Here is a 15,715-nt window from a genome sequence, read left to right as displayed (position 1 = left end):
TTCCACGATACGCGGTCATTGCGGAGCCACGATGCAGGCTGCGATCCGGTCGATCGAAGGTCGTTGGAAAATGATGATATTATCACATCTCTACTATTCGGCGCGGCCGATGCGACTATCGGAACTCAAGCGCGATATTGATGGCGTCTCGCAAAAGATGCTGATCCAGCAGTTGAGATCGCTCGAGGACGAGCAGATAATCTCGCGAACAATTTATCCGGTGGTTCCACCAAAGGTCGAATATACGCTGACTGATCTAGGTCGAGCCCTTGAACCGGTGCTGGTGTCATTGGTATCGTGGGCCGAGGCGAGAAAAGAGATTCTGCGCTTATGACGTCAGCTAACGCAAAACTCGCTGTCAAAGCTGGCTTTTCCCGCTGCCCTGTCAAAACTGGTCGCTAGCGACTTGGCGCCCCGTAGCTCGAGCCTTTCCAGAAGAGGCGAGAATGTGGTGCGAGGTCAGTTCGTGCAATCTGCCTCTCCCGAAGGAGGGACGTCCGTACGTCAGCCAACTGACGACGTTCGCGAGCTGGTAGCCGGACGTTAAGCGGTCGGAAACCGACGCGGCATCGTTGCTGTCGCCGCACGAGCACGTCCTGGTCCTGCTCGATTCCAGTCGCGGATGGCGTTCGCCACCAAGCCGATTGACCGGTTTGCTGGAATATCGCCGCGGTCGCGTCGGCGGCATCGATCACCTGCGCCGACGACACGCATTTCGCGCCAGCATCGCAACCGCAAATGTCGGCATTCAACTGCGCACTGCTGCGGTTTGCGGCCGCGGCGCTACTGTGTCAGGTCGGTGAAAAGCGAGCGATAATAGGTGACTGCGAGCGGAATGTTGTCGATCGGCGTGCGTTCGTTCAGGCCGTGGCTGAAATCGTCGGACTGCTTGATGAAGATCGGGCTGACGCCGTAGCTCGGCACGCCGACCGAGCGATACCACATCGAATCGCTCGCGCCCGCCGACATGCTCGGGAAGACCGGCACGCCGGGACGGATCTTGCCCATCGCCGCCTTGACTGCGCCGGTCAGGTCGGCGCGTAGCGGCGAGGCGTCGGTCGGGTTCGAGCCTTCGGTGACGTCGCTGAACTTGACGCCGGGGTCGGCCGCGACCTTCGCGAGTTCGGCCATCACTGCCGCAGGCTTCACGCCCGGGAAGATGCGACAGTTGATGTTCGCGGTCGCGCGCTGGGGAAGGGCGTTCAGCGCGTGACCGCCGTTGACCATCGTCGTGACGCAGGTCGTGCCGATCTGGCCGACATACCCCGTGTTGGCGGCGAGCGTCTCGATTGCCTTCGGGTCGGCGGGATTGGCGACGAACGCGCGCATGGCGGCGCCGAGCTCGGGCGTCTGGCGCGGTACGACGCCCTCGAAATAGCCCTTGGTGATCGGCGACAGCTGCGGCGTGAAGCGATAGGCGCCGATCTTCACGAGCGCCGCCGACAACTCGTTGATCGCGTTGATCTTGCGCGGTGCGGACGAATGGCCGCCCGGGTTGGTCATCTCCATCTGGAAGTCGGCATAGGTCTTTTCGGCGGCGCCGATCGTGAAATACTCGGCCTTGCCGTTCTCCGCGTACAGCCCGCCACCGCCGTCGATGTTGAGCGCCATCTCGCTGGCGTTCAGTTTTTCGGCGATCAGCGACGAGGTCTTCATCACCGTTTCTTCGTCACCCGACAGCGCGAGGACGATGCCGCGCTTGGGGGTGTAGCCCGCCTTCTTCATGTCGAGCAGCGTGGCGATCACGAGCGCGGCGTCAAGCTTCATGTCGGTCGCACCGCGGCCGTACAGATAGCCGTTCTCGACCACCGCGGTGAAGGGATCGCGCTGCCAATCGGCGGGCTTGGCCTCGACCACGTCGATATGGCCGGAGACGACGATCGGCTTCAGCGCCGGATCGCTGCCGCGCCAGGTCGCGATCAGGTAGGCGGTATCGTCGACCGGGGTGATCGTCACGTCGTCCGCCGCAAAGCCGCCTGCGACCAGCGTCGCCTTCAGATACGCGGCGAGTTGAGGAGTCTGGTTGCCGGGTCCACGCACGCTGCGGAAGGCGATCATCTTCTTGGCGATTTCGAGACCGTTGGCGGCGGCGGCGGCGGCGGTTCGGGGCTGGGCCTGGGTCTGGGCCGTTGCAGGGATTGCGGCCATCAACGTGGCGCCTGTCAGGAGCAGCTTGAACATCGGTGTCATCGTCGTCTTCCCTAGGGGCGCATCTGCCCGTACCTGATCTGCCTGCGACCCATTGGCCGCAAGTGGTATTTTCGACTAGAACTTAGCGCCCGCGCGCAGGCCGATCGTGCGCGGCGTACTGCTGACGATGTAGGTGCGCTGCGAACACGTTCCGCATTGCTGGAAGCGCGAAAGCTGCGCGCGTTCGTCCCACAAATTCTGGACGAACAGTTCGAGCGTATAACCGGACAGGTCCGCACCGATGGAGGCGTTGGCGGTCGTGTACGCCTTGAGCCGCCCGAAGCTCGCGGCCTGCGCCAGTCGGATATCCGCTGCCGCCGAACTCTGATGCGCGACGAGCCCCTGGATATAGGCCTTTGCCGTGCCGATGGGGACACTGTAGCGCGCCGTTCCGCTTGCTTTGAAGCGCGGTGTAATCGGCAAACGCGTGCCCGTTGGCGCGAGCACATCGGTGCCGTCCCCGCTGCAGGTCTGTGTCGCGCAGAGATCGTTGCGCGTTTTAGCGTCGGTGTAGGCGGCGGCCGCGGTCAGCGACAAGCCGCCTAGCGAGACGTTGGCATCGGCCTCCGCACCCCGGATTCGCGCGTTCGGCCCGTTCTGGATGATCGTGAAGCTGTTCAAGCCAAGGAACGAGAACTGGAACTTGTCCCATGCCTGTTGATAGATCGATGCGTTGAACCGGACACGATCGAACAGCGTCGTCTTCAAGCCCAGCTCATAATTGGTCAGGAAGTCTGCATCATACGGCGCAACGTCGCCGCGGCGGTTGATCCCGCCCGGCCGAAAGCCGCGCGAGAAGGTGGCATAGGCCATGACCCGATCGCTCGGCTTGAAGGTCAGGTTGAAGCGGTAGGTCGCGCCCTGTCCCTGCGTCTTCTTCGGCACGAGGCCGGTCGTGGTGTAGGTCGCCAGATTGGTACAAGGCGAGCCCGATACCGCCGCCGGCAGAAGTGTGGAGGTGTCGCCGCCGTTCAGATACGCTTCGCGCAAGGTCTGGCCGTTCGCGAGATAGCAACCCGCGACGCCGGTCTGGCTGCTACCCGCGGCGTTGAACGGGGTTGCGGTGAAGGGGCGACCATCGTCCGGATCGACCGCGGGATTGCGCCCGAACCCGTAGAAGCCGATCAGCGAATTGTCGTAGATGTAGGCGCGGCCGCCGGCGGTTGCCGTCAGGTTCGGCAGGATGTCGAAACTCGCCTCGCCGAACATCGCGTAATCCTTGTCGACGCGCTCCTGCTTAGTGAGCCATAACGTGCCCGGCGAGCCGTTGACCGATACCGCCGTGCCGAGATTGGCGATCTGGTAATCCTGGAAGATCGCGTTGGTCTGCCGCTGGTAGAACGCGCCGGCGACGATCCGGAACCGGTCCTCGACTGGCGACGCGACGCGCAGTTCCTGGCTGGTCTTCTTGAAATGATCGGTGCCGATGATCTTCTGCCGCGGGTCGATCGTCCGGCCGGCATTGTCCTGGTAATAGAAATAGCCCGCCAGCCCCCCGACTGAGGAATAGGCCGAGTCATAGGCTTCGGCGTAATCGGTATAGTCGCTCGACGTATAGGTCTTCCGGTCGAGATACGCGCCGGCATAGGTCACGTCCCAGTTGCCGACCTTGCCCTCGATCGTCAGCGCGCCCTGGATGAAGCGATCGCGGCGGAATTCGGGGAAGAAATGCTGGACCTGGAGATCGCCGACCTTGGGATCATAGCCATAGGTGCCGTGGTTGCGCTGTTCCTGGTACAGCACGGTCGGCGTCACGGTCCAGTTGCTGTCGAGATCGACCTTGAGCGCCGCGCGGCCACCATAGGTCTCGGTATCGTTGTAGTTCTTCTTCACGAAGGCCGCATTGTCGACGACGATACCGCCATTGGCCGACTTGCACGACGTCGCGGTCGGTTCCGGCAGATAGCTGCGGCACCCGGCGACGTTGTCGATGAAGCCGGCATCGCGCTGGTAGAATGCGACGACGCGCAGCGCGGCGGATTGCGACAACGGCATGTTGAGCATGCCCTCGATCTTGCTGCCGATGCCGCCCGATTTGACGCTGTTCACCTCGCCATCGACGCGGCCGTAGAAACCGCTGGTGTCGGGCTTGTTCGTGATGATGCGGATCGTGCCGGCTTCGGATGAGGCGCCGTACAGCGTGCCCTGCGGTCCGGCGAGGCTCTCGATCCGAGCGATATCGTAGATATGGACGTCGAGCGTACCGCCGATCGTCGTGACTGGCTGCTCGTCCAGATACGTGCCGACCGAGGGCAGCGGGCCCGAATGGTTGCCGTCGCCACCCGACGCGACGCCGCGCATGTAGACGACGGTCGACCCGGGCTGCGTCGTCTGGAACGACACCGAGGGTAGCAACTGCGTGTATTGGTTGAAGTTCGAGATGTTGAGATCGTCGAGCCGTTTGGTGCCGATCGCCTGGATGCTGATCGGGACATTCTGGATGTTCTGGTCGCGCTTCTGCGCCGTGACGACGATGTCGCCTTCATATTCGCCAGCCTGTGGCGCAACTGCGTCCGGGGCTGGCGCGGCGGTTGGGGCGGTCTGCGCGAATGCCGGCATGATGATCGCAGACGACGCCAGGAGCGATGCGATCACTACGCCACGATCGATTATGTTCATGCTCGTTGCCCCCACGACGATTTGTGCCCGCAACCTGTGTTGCGGCGCAACAAACGTCAAACGAAGCTTCGGGCGCAAAGAGATTTTATGACGCATCCGTGACGTTTTCGTCACGGGTCAGTTGACAGCGGCGAGTCCGAGTGCCGATCGTAGCGGCCCAAGCCACTGATCATAGGGGCGCCAGGCATCGACGCCGTCGCGGTTGATCGGCCGGCGGACCTGTTCGGAACTGGCGGTGCGAACGGCGCGCTCGGTCTCGTGGAAGGCAAGGCAGGCGGGTTCGAACTCCAGTCCACAAGCGGCCAGCAACGCACGGACTTCGACCTCGGTATTCTCGAGCAGCGCCTCATGATCGACGCGGTGAACGCGGCCCGGCAACACCGCGTCGACATGCGTCATTAGCCGGACATAGTCGCGATAATAGCGGCCGAGATCGTCGAGCGCATAACTGAAGGTTTGCCCCCGCGCGTAATGCTGCTTGAAGTTGGAGAAGCAGCAGTCGAGCGGATCGCGGCGGGCGTCGATGATCCGGGCATTGGGTAGTGCGAGGTGGATCAGCGGCAGATGCGCCCAGTTGTTGGGCAGCTTGTCGATGAAGAACGGGCGATCGGTGCGGCGCTGGATCGCCGCGCGGCGCAGATACTCCTCGCCGATCTCGCGCAGGGCGTTCGCGGGGAGGGCGGCGAGGTCATCCGGATAATCTGCGATGCGGCGGGCGAGCGCAGGTATGTCCGGGAGTTCGGTGGTGCCCTCGACCAGACTGTGGCTGGCGAGGATCTGTTCGATCAGCGTCGAGCCTGCGCGCGGCATGCCCAGGACGAAGATCGGATCCGCGGCGGTGCACCCCTGGCCGCGGCGTGCGCCGAGGAAATCTGAGGTCAGCAGCGCAATGCTGCGATCGACGAACGCGGTGGTCTCGTCGGCGTCGTACACGATCCGGGTCCTGCGCAGCGCGTTGCCGGCGTCGTAATGCGCGAACGACCGCACCGGATCGCGCCGGTCCTCGAACGCCTTGCCGAGGGCGAAATCGAGATGGAAGCGGTCTTCGACGTCCAGATCGTCGCGTGCAAGGGCGGCCTCCATCGCCGTGATATCGGCGTCGTCGAACCGCACCGTCTTCAGGTTGGCGAGGCTCCACCACGCATCGCCGAGCGTCGGCAGCAGCGACAGCGCGCGGCGATACGCGGCGATACCGTCGTCGCGTCGCCCGACGGTCTTCAACATATGGCCGTAGCTCAGCCACACGCGCGGCTGGCTTGGCGCATCGTGCAGCACCTTCTCATACAGCGCGATTGCGTCCTCGAATCCACCCAGCCGACCCAGTGCCGCGGCCTTGAGATTGGCGTGACCGGGATTGTCGGGTTCGTCGGCGATCACGGCGTCGAGCAGCGTCAGTGCCTCGGGCGCACGGTTCTGGCGGTACAGGACGAGCGCAAGGTTCGCGCGCGCCGCGGTGAAGCCGGGCGCCAGTTCGACTGCACGACGCAGCAGCGTCTCGGCATCCTTGTACCGCCCGATCCGACCCGCCAGCTCGGCCAGCATCCGGATCGCCCGCGCATCGAACGGATCGCGCTTCAGGTAGGTCTTGAGCAGCGGTTCGGCGACATGCAACTGGTTGTCGTGCAGCGCGAGCGCGGCCTGCATCAGGTCGCTCGGCCAGCGATGGTTTGGTGTCGGCGCCATTACCTCGACTGTCGGAGCCGACCATGTCGGCGTCAAGCGCGAAGGTCGCGCGGCAACAGCATAGCGAGCGAAGTCGTGTCGGAAGACAAAATGTGGGGGGCGCGGTCGCACCCCCCACTCACGTCAGTATTTTACCCGCAGACGCGTGTAATAGAAGCCGCCGTTGAAGCCGAACGGGCCGCCACCGCGCGGATAGACCTGACCGTCGGACGTGCCGCCGGTGAGGGGATAGATCTGGACCGTTCCGTTCGCGGCAAGGCGATCGGGGTGTTCGTCGGTAAAGTTCTGCGCGCCGATCGACAGCGTGAAATGCTCGGCGAAGACATAGCTCACTTCGAGATCGGTGACGAACTTGCCGCCGAACACTTGGTTCGGCGTCGCCCCGGTCACGACGCCATTGGTAAGGATGTTGGTGACACCGTAATCCTGCGCTGCGGTGAACGAACTGTAGTAATTCTCTCGGACGTTGAAGCTCAGATTGTCCAGCGACCAATTGGCGTTGAAGACGATACGGTGCTTCGGTGCCAGGTTCTCCGCATCGATGAGGATGGGGAAATTGATGACACGCGCGTCGTATTCGGTGACCTTGGTCTTGTTGTAATTATACGCCAGCGAGAAATTCAGCTGCGCATCGCTGAATTTCGTGCGGTAGGTGCCGACGACGTCGACGCCACGCGTCCGTGTCTTGAAGCCATTGGTGAAATACTGCACCTGGCCGTCGACGCCAACGGCTTGTAGTGCCGGTTGCGCCGCGACCGCTGCTGCGGTGACGATGAAGGGTGACGTCAGGCCGATGCGGTTGCGCAGGTCGATCTGGTAGCCGTCGACCGTGATCGTCAGGCCTCGGACGGGTTCCAGGATGACGCCCAGGCCATAATTGGTCGACTTCTCGGGCGTCAGAGGTTCGGCGCCGTAATATTGCGCGGGCGCGCTGTTGACCGGATAGGTGCCCGCCTGGAACGCGTTGCCGCCGTTGAACGAGGTCGTGACGATCGAGACGTTCGACTGGCCCGGCGACGGCGCGTGGAAGCCGGTGCCGAAGCTGCCGCGGACCGAGAACCCTTCGACGAACTTGTAGAGCGCGTTGACCTTGCCGACCCAGGCGCTGCCGAACGTGTTGTAATGCTCGTACCGGCCCGCGGCGCCGACCGTCAGCGCTTCGGTGAGATCGGTTTCGAGGCCGACATAGGCGGCATAGGCCTTCTGGTCGAACTTGCCTGCGGTGGCCGGGCTGGTGCCGGCATAGCCGCTGGCACCGACGCCCTGCGCCGCGGTCGAACCGGAGGCGGTGTACACGCCCGGCGCGGTCAGCGTGTAGAGCCGCTGCGCGACCGCATAGGGACCGGCCGCATAGGACTGCGTATCGCCCGCGGTCTGCTCGTAGGTCTCCTTGCGGAATTCGCCGCCGGCCGAGATCGTCAGCGGCGCTGCGAGTCCGAGGTCTGCCGCATAGGTGAAGTCGGCGTTGAAGTTCACTTCCTTCTGGATCAGGTCGCCGAAATCGAAGCTCGTCTGCGTCGCTGGCCCATAGGAGAAGTTGGCCGAATCATACATCGACAGCGACAGCTTGTTGCGGGCCAGCGTACCCGACAGGTCGTAGCTGAAATCGCCGCTGGTGCCCTTGTACCCCAGCACGCCGTAGAGTTCCTGAGATTTGCCGACGAAGCGCGGCGTGAAACCGGCGGGATATAGCGTGCCGAAACGGAAGGTGTTGCCGTCCCGCACGAAACCGCCAGTCGGGCAGGTCGCGTTGCCAGCCGGGCAGGGAGTCAGGAAGAACGTGTTGTTGAATGCGCCGTTCGCACCCTGATTGCGGACCACGCCGGCTGAATCGACCGCCGTGCTGCTCACCGGTGCACGATAGTTGAAGCTCTGGTTGCCCTTGCTCTGCGCGAAGTTGCCGAAGAAATAGAGCTTGCTGTCGGGGGTGACGTTGATCGCCGCGTTAAGTACCGATTTGAATCCGTGCGAGGGCGAATTGCCCCAGATCTGCACCGGACCGGGGAAATTGGGCAACTGCGGCGCGAGCGCCGGGAAGTTCTGCGCAAAGTTCGCCGCCGATGGCCGGGTCCGGCCACGGCTGGTCTGTCCCTCGTCGACATATTCGCCGGTCGCATTGATGAAGCCCCAGTCGCCCTTCAGACCGGCATTGCCCGCGATCTGGTAGCTTTCGCCATCGCCAGCATAATATTGCCCGGCCCGGCCGACCAGTTCGATCCCCTGATCCTCGCGCAGGCCGTAGTTGAGCACGCCGGCGATCGCGTCCGAGCCATATTGCGCGGTGGCGCCTTCGCGCAGCACCTGGAGATTGCCGATCGCGAGCGAGGGAATCGCCGAGATGTCGGGCCCTTGCGCACCGCGGCCCAACCCGGTGTCGCTGCCGCCATACACCTGCACCAATGCCGAACGATTGTAGCGCTTGCCGTTGAGCATAACCAGCACCTGGTCGCCCGACAGGCCGCGCAGCGATGGCGACCGCACGAAGGTCGATGCGTCGGAGATCGAGTTCTGGCCGGCGTAGAACGACGGGACGATGTTCTTCAGCGCATCGATCATGTTCGCCGCGGGTTGAGTCGTCAGGTCGGCGGCACTGATGATGTCGACGGGCGAGGGGGAGTTGGCAAGCGTACGGTCAGTACGGCGCGTACCGAGGACGAGAATGTCGCTTGCTGGTGCGGCCTCGGCGGGTGCTACCGCTTGCGGACTCGTATCCTGCGCAACCGCCGTCGCTGCGTCCTGAGGGTCATTTCGTTCGGCTGCGAACGCGGCCGAACCCGATAATAGTGCAACCGCCAATGCGACGGTCGAGGTCGTGTATCTGATCATCTGAAACCCCCGTAAGAAACCTGGCTCTTCAGAAGCCTTCTCCAGATGTTCCCGTTCTCGACCGTCGATTATGCTCGGCGTGCCGAAACGCTTTTTGATCAGCCCTGCGAATGTCGTGGCGGTGTCGTTTCACGCACCGTCATCTTGCAACAGACGGCCATAGTGAACCTCGTTTAACAACTGAAAATGTTAATGCATGTCATTCAGCTGTAACGACGTTGCATTTTTGCACCACTTTCAGGGGCGTGTGTCTTGAGGTCGGCGGCGCTTATCTGTTTCAGGCGACTGACGACTTAGTTCGGGACCAATGCTTCCGGCGCGGTTGGTTGGTAACCTGCACGGCATCATTCTGCCAACGCGGCGGTTCATTTGTGCGATGCCAATCGGTAGAGTCTGACCGCCTACGGGCGCGCGCCTCAGAGAAGCCGTGATCGGCACGGGGCCTAATACCAAGCGATGGCAAGCTCCGTGGCCTGTCCAATCGGCTCAGTCGATCGCTGTCATCAAGATCCCCCGTTTCGCCCGGTTCGGCTTCTCGTTCAGGGACGGCACTGGCCGCACGTCCTGTGCGGGTGTGCCGCATTGCCGGCACGCGAGAACTAGGGGTATTCATGACGAATTCGACGAGCCGCCAGATGCTGGTGGCCATGTTGCTGACCGCCGCCTCGGCCAGCGCAATGATCCAACCGGTCGCCGCGCAAACGATAGCGCCAGCCGACACACAGGCGGAGACCCGGATGACCACCGCAGCCGCGCCGGTCAGCGCCGGTAAACCCGCCCTCGCACAGGCCGGTGTTGCCGGCACCGTCGATGCTAAGGGCAATTCCAGCAGCATCACCGCGCCGCAGATGACGCGCGACAACGGCGCACCGATCGGCGAGAACCGTCATTCGAAGGCCGCCGGCGATCTCGGTCCGGTCGTCCTCGAAGACACGACGCTGATCGAGAAGCTCGCCCGCTTCGACCGCGAGCGCATTCCCGAGCGCGTCGTCCATGCCCGCGGCACCGGCGCACTCGGCCAGTTCACCGCGACCGCGAGCATCGCCGACATCACCAGCGCCTCGCTGTTCGTACCGGGCAAGCAGACCCCGGTGTTCGTCCGCTTCTCGACCGTCATCCACCCGTCAGGCAGCCCTGAGGGCATGCGCGACCCACGTGGTTTCGCGACCAAATTCTATACCGACCAGGGTAATTGGGATCTGGTCGGCAACAACCTGCCGATCTTCTTCATCCGCGACGCGATCCAGTTTCCGGACATGATCCATTCGCTCAAGCCCTCGCCGATCACCAACAAGCAGGATCCGAACCGCCTGTTCGACTTCTTCTCGGCCACGCCCGAGGCGACCAACATGCTCGCGCACGTCTATTCGAACCTCGGCACGCCCGCGTCGTACCGGACGATGGACGGCAACGGCGTGCACGCATTCAAGCTGGTCAACGTGGCAGGCGAGACGATCTTCGCCAAATTCCGCTGGATCAGCCGGCAAGGCGTCAAGAACCTCAACGGCGCGCAGGTTGCGACCGCATCGTGGAACTACCTGACCGACGACCTGTACGGCGAGATCGCCAAGGGCAATTTCCCCACCTGGGACCTGATGGTGCAGACGATGAAGGCGTCGGAATTCGCCAAGCTGTCGTACAACCCGTTCGACGATACCAAGGAATGGCTCGACGTGCCGTTCAAGAAAGTCGGCGAGATGGTGCTGAACAAGGTGCCCGACAATTTCTTCGAATGGACCGAGCAGTCGGCGTTCGCGCCGTCGAACATGGTGCCGGGGATCGAGGCGTCGCCCGACCGCATGTTGCAGGGACGTCTGTTCTCGTACGCCGATACGCAGCGCTATCGGCTTGGCGCGAACGCACTCCAGTTGCCGGTCAATCGGCCGCGTGCGCCGGTCGTCAACAACTACCAGGACGGCCAGCTCGACCACGGCACGCGCTCTTCGGACGTGAACTATTTCCCGGCACAGACTGCGGCAAAGACGACCGCGGCGGGCTATCGCCAGTCGACGTACAAGGTCGACGCGGTGGTTGACGCGAAGCCGGTCTCCAGGACGGACAATTTCGCCCAGGCGGGTACGTTCTACCGTGCGTTGAAGGCGCAGGACCGGACCGACCTCGTCACCAACCTTGCGGGCGACCTGAACGTCGTGACGTCGGCGCGGACGAAGACGATCATGGTCAGCTATTTCTATCAGGCGGACCAGGAGTTCGGCACGCGCCTCGCCACTGCGGTCAACGTGCCGATGGCCGACGTGTCGCGTGCCGTTGCGGAGTACCGCGCTGCCAATCCGGCGCAGACCGCCCGTCGCTAAAAGCGGGCAGGGGGCGCGGGGTCATCCGTGCCCCCTTCAATTCGGCTTTCAAGAAACGAGACTGACGATGCTGATATTCTTCGCGGCGCTCGCCGCCGCCGTGGCACCGCAAGCCGAGACCGCCAACCGCCCGGCATTGCCTCCGGTTGCCGCGCCATCGCCGGAACGCCGCCAGCAATTGCTGTTCGATGCAGCCCGGCTCGGCCGCACCGACATGATCGATCCGCTGCTGAAGGGAGGCGCGGACATCAACGCGTATGACGACCGCGGTTTCACGCCGGTGATCCTCGCGGCGTATAACGGGCAGGCGGCCACACTCGACGTGCTGATCGCCAAGGGCGCGGACGCGTGTCGTCCGGACCGCGACCAGGGCAATACTGTGCAGATGGGCGTCGCCTTCAAGGGCGAGGATGCAATCGCCGCGCGCCTGCTTAAGGCAGGATGCGACGTCGACACGCGCAACAATGCCGGGCAGACTGCGCTGATGATGGCATCGCTGTTCAACCGCACGCGGCAGGTCGACATGCTGCTGGCCGCCGGTGCCGACCGCACGATCAAGGACGCTGCGGGGCGCTCGGCAAGCTCGGTGGCGGCGGATCAGGGCAACGCCCCGATGGCCGCGCGGGTGAAGCACTAGGCGCTTCCACCCGTCGTTCCGCACGTGCCGGTTGTCGGCACGTGCGGCCGGTTGCCGGCCTTCAGTTACGGACGGTTGTCGAGTTCCGGAACACCGCTGTTGTGGTCCGCCTAAGCGGCGAGGAACGTTGGCCAACGCTGCCGGAACGCATCGATATGTTCGTAGCGTTCGTCGAGCGGCACCGCGTTCACCTTGAACTTCGAGAACGACTCAGTGTCTTTCCGATCGATCGTGGCCCCGGGTGATCATATCGTCCGAGGCCTCCATCCGCCGAACCGTGCGTAGAGCGTCGGCAGGACGAAGAGCGTCAGCAACGTCGCTGAGATCAGTCCGCCGATGACGACGGTCGCCAGCGGCTTCTGCACCTCGGCGCCGGCTCCGTGGCCGAGCGCCATCGGTACGAAGCCGAGGCTGGCGACCAGCGCCGTCATGGCCACGGGGCGCAGTCGGGCGAGTGCTCCGTCATGCGCCGCGCGTGCCCTGTCCATGCCCTCTGCCATCAGGGCGTGGATCGATGACACCATGACCAGACCGTTGAGCACGGCGATCCCCGACAGCGCGATGAAGCCGACCGCAGCCGAAACCGAGAACGGCATGCCGCGCAGCCCGAGCGCGAGCACGCCGCCGACCAGCGCGAGCGGCACGCCGGTGAAGACGATCACCGCGTCGCGGACCGAGCCGAGCGCACCGTAGAGCAGCAGCATGATGACCGCGAAGCAGACAGGTACGACAAGGAGCAGCCGATCGCGTGCGGAAGCGAGGTTCTCGAACTGCCCGCCCCATTCGACATAGGTGCCGGGCGGAATCTTCACCTGTTGATCGATTTCGGCGCGCGCGTCGGCCACAACACCGGCGACGTCGCGGTCGCGGACGTTCGCCTGGACGACGACATGGCGCCTGCCGTTCTCGCGGCTGATCTGGTTGGGGCCATCGACGACCGCGATGTCGGCAACGGTCGAAAGCGGCACGAAGCCGCCTGCGGACGTCGGCACCGGCACCTGCGCCACTTGGGTCAGGTCGGAGCGCGACGCCTCGGACAAGCGAATCACGACCGGGAAGCGGCGGTCGCCCTCGAAGATCAGGCCCGCCTCGCGCCCGCCGATCGCCGCCGCAACAGTATCCTGCACGTCCCCCGCCGTGACGCCGATCCGCGACATCGCCATGCGGTTCGGCCGGATGTCGAGCATCGGCAGGCCCTCTGTCTGCTCGACGCGGACATCGACGGCGCCGCGTGTCTTGCGCAAGATGTCGGCGATGCGGTCGGCGGCGGCGTTCATGCCGCCGATGTCGTCGCCGTAGACCTTGACCGCGATGTCGCCGCGCACGCCGGCGATCAGCTCGTTGAAGCGCATTTGAATCGGCTGGGTGATCTCGTACGCGTTGCCGGGCAGCGTCGAGAGCCGCTGTTCGATCCGTTCGACCAGCGCCTCCTTGGCGAGGCCCGAGTCGGGCCATTCGGCCCTAGGCTTCAGGATGACGAAGGTGTCGGTGGCGTTCGGCGGCATCGGATCGCTTGCGATCTCGGACGTGCCTGTGCGCGAGAAGGCGAAGCGGACCTCGGGCTGTCGCGCGAGTATCTTCTCGACCTGGAACTGCATCGCCTGGCTCTGGTCGACCGACGTGCCGGGAATACGCACCGCCTGGACGAGTATGTTGCCCTCGTCGAGCTGTGGCAGGAATTCTTGGCCGAGCGTGGCGAAGGCGACGCCTGCGATCGCCAGCGCGCCGACCGCGATCCCGAGCGTCACGCTCGGGCGGCGCATCGCCTTGCCCAGCTCCGGCTCATAGCGCCGACGCAGCCAGCCGACGATGCGGCTCTCCTGTTCGTCGACCGGCCTGCTCAGCCCTATCGCGATCGCGGCAGGCACGAACGTCATCGACAGTATGAAGGCGAAGACGAGGGCGATGATCACAGTCAGCGCCATTGGTTCGAACATCTTGCCCTCGACGCCGGTGAAGGTCAGCAGCGGGGCGTAGACTAGAATGATGATGGCCTGACCGTAGACCGATGGCCGGATCATCTCGCGTGCCGACGCGGCGACCAGGTCCAGACGGTCTCGAAGCGACAGCGGCCCGTCCCTGCCATGCTGTGCCTCGCCCAACCGACGCAGGGCGTTCTCGACGATGATGACGGCCCCGTCGACGATGAGGCCGAAGTCGAGCGCCCCCAGACTCATGAGGTTAGCCGACACCCCGGCCTTCAGCATGCCGATGCTGGTGAGCAGCATCGTTACCGGGATCACCAGCGCCGCGATCAAGGCCGCGCGAAAATTGCCGAGCAGCACGAACAGGACGACGATCACCAGCACGGCCCCTTCGGCAAGGTTCCCGGCAACGGTTGCGATCGTCGCGTTGACCAGTTCGGTGCGGTTAAGCACTGGCTTCACCACGACATCGACGGGCAGCGCGCGGCCGATCTGGTCCAGCCGCTTGCCCACGCCGGTCGAGACGGTGCGGCTGTTCTCACCGATCCGCATGACCGCGGTGCCGACCACGACTTCGTGGCCGTTCTCCGATGCCGACCCCATGCGCAGCGCCTGCCCGGTACGGACGGTGGCGATCTGGCTGAGCAGGATCGGCACGCTCTCGCGCGTCGCGACGACGGTGCGGGCGAGTTCATCGGCGTTGCGGATGCGGCCGTCGGCGCGGACGGCTAGACCTTCGCCGTTGCGGTCGACGATGCCCGCGCCCGCGCTCGTATTGTTGCGTTCGAGCGCGGTGGCGAGGTCGTTCAGCGTGATCTTCATCGCAGCCATCCGCTGGATGTCGGGAACGACGAGATATTGCTTGGTGTAGCCGCCGAGGCTGTCGACGCCAGCGAGACCCGCGGTGCTTTTCAGCTGCGGCGTGACGATCCAGTCCTGCACCGTGCGCAGATAGGTTGCCTTGTCGGGCTCGCTGACGAGATGATCGCCTTCCGGCGTGATGTAGCTGCCGTCTTTCTGCAGGCCGGGCTCGCCGTTCCGGTGGTTGACCTGGTCGAGTTCGCGATATTCGACCGTCCACATGAAGATGTCGCCAAGGCCGGTGGCGATCGGCCCCATCTCGGGGGTCACGCCATCGGGCAGATCGGCCTCTGCGGTCCGCAGCCGTTCCGCCACCTGCGATCGCGCGAAGTAGATGTCGGTTGTCTCGTCGAAGACGGCGGTGACCTGCGCGAACCCGTTGCGGCTGAGCGACCGCGTGTATTCGAGACCGGGAATACCGGCGAGCGCGGTCTCGACCGTGAACGCGACCTGTTTCTCGATCTGGTCTGGCGAGAGGGCAGGCGCGACGACGTTGATCTGGACCTGGTTGTTGGTGATGTCGGGGACGGCGTCGATCGGCAGGTGCTGGATGGCGAAGACACCGGCGAGCGATGCTGCGAGCGTCAACAGCAGGACGAGCCAGCGCTTCTCGACCGCAAAGGTTACGATACGGGCCAGTGGGGAGCGAACGGGCATGA

Annotated in this window: 8 protein-coding genes; 3 read left to right on the top strand and 5 right to left on the bottom strand. The window is 64.1% G+C overall.

The genetic code is table 11. The features are described from left to right. The first annotated feature begins 31 nt into the window (after window positions 1-31). Window positions 32-334 (top strand): winged helix-turn-helix transcriptional regulator, encoded by a 303-nt coding sequence (locus tag AC1MLZ_RS03190; protein ID WP_480960417.1) that lies wholly within the window; start codon window positions 32-34, stop codon window positions 332-334. Between the two features lie 449 nt (window positions 335-783). On the opposite strand, the gene AC1MLZ_RS03185 is transcribed toward AC1MLZ_RS03190, so the two are convergent. The 4 genes from AC1MLZ_RS03185 to AC1MLZ_RS03170 form a co-directional block, all read right to left on the bottom strand. Continuing rightward, complete coding sequence (locus AC1MLZ_RS03185) at window positions 784-2,190, bottom strand: M20/M25/M40 family metallo-hydrolase (protein ID WP_480960416.1); 1,407 nt, start codon at window positions 2,188-2,190, stop codon at window positions 784-786. Between the two features lie 75 nt (window positions 2,191-2,265). Continuing rightward, window positions 2,266-4,809 carry a TonB-dependent receptor gene (locus tag AC1MLZ_RS03180; RefSeq protein ID WP_480960415.1) on the bottom strand — a complete coding sequence of 848 codons (2,544 nt, stop codon included), beginning with the start codon at window positions 4,807-4,809 and terminating at the stop codon, window positions 2,266-2,268. Between the two features lie 117 nt (window positions 4,810-4,926). Then, the gene (locus AC1MLZ_RS03175) at window positions 4,927-6,492 is read right to left on the bottom strand and encodes a sulfotransferase family protein (RefSeq protein ID WP_480960414.1); all 1,566 of its coding nucleotides are present in this window, start codon (window positions 6,490-6,492) and stop codon (window positions 4,927-4,929) included. Window positions 6,493-6,615: 123 nt separating this feature from the next. Next, window positions 6,616-9,318: a TonB-dependent receptor plug domain-containing protein gene (locus AC1MLZ_RS03170; protein ID WP_480960413.1), complete on the bottom strand. Its 2,703-nt coding sequence runs from the start codon at window positions 9,316-9,318 to the stop codon at window positions 6,616-6,618. Between the two features lie 611 nt (window positions 9,319-9,929). On the opposite strand from AC1MLZ_RS03170, the gene AC1MLZ_RS03165 reads away from it, so the two are divergent. Both AC1MLZ_RS03165 and AC1MLZ_RS03160 read left to right on the top strand, forming a co-directional pair. Beyond that, entirely contained in the window at window positions 9,930-11,633 is a 1,704-nt protein-coding gene (locus AC1MLZ_RS03165) for a catalase (protein WP_480960412.1), read from the top strand. 67 nt (window positions 11,634-11,700) lie between these two features. Continuing rightward, window positions 11,701-12,270, top strand: a complete 570-nt coding sequence (locus AC1MLZ_RS03160) for an ankyrin repeat domain-containing protein (RefSeq protein WP_480960411.1) — start codon at window positions 11,701-11,703, stop codon at window positions 12,268-12,270. Window positions 12,271-12,515: 245 nt separating this feature from the next. Here the strand turns inward: AC1MLZ_RS03160 and AC1MLZ_RS03155 are convergent, their stop codons facing one another. Next, window positions 12,516-15,713: an efflux RND transporter permease subunit gene (locus tag AC1MLZ_RS03155; protein ID WP_480960410.1), complete on the bottom strand. Its 3,198-nt coding sequence runs from the start codon at window positions 15,711-15,713 to the stop codon at window positions 12,516-12,518. Window positions 15,714-15,715 lie beyond the last annotated feature (2 nt).

The sequence above is a fragment of the Sphingomonas sp. PEI4 genome, from assembly GCF_056679955.1.
Note: the sequence above shows the minus strand (reverse complement) of the source record. Positions and strands in the feature narration are given on the sequence as shown.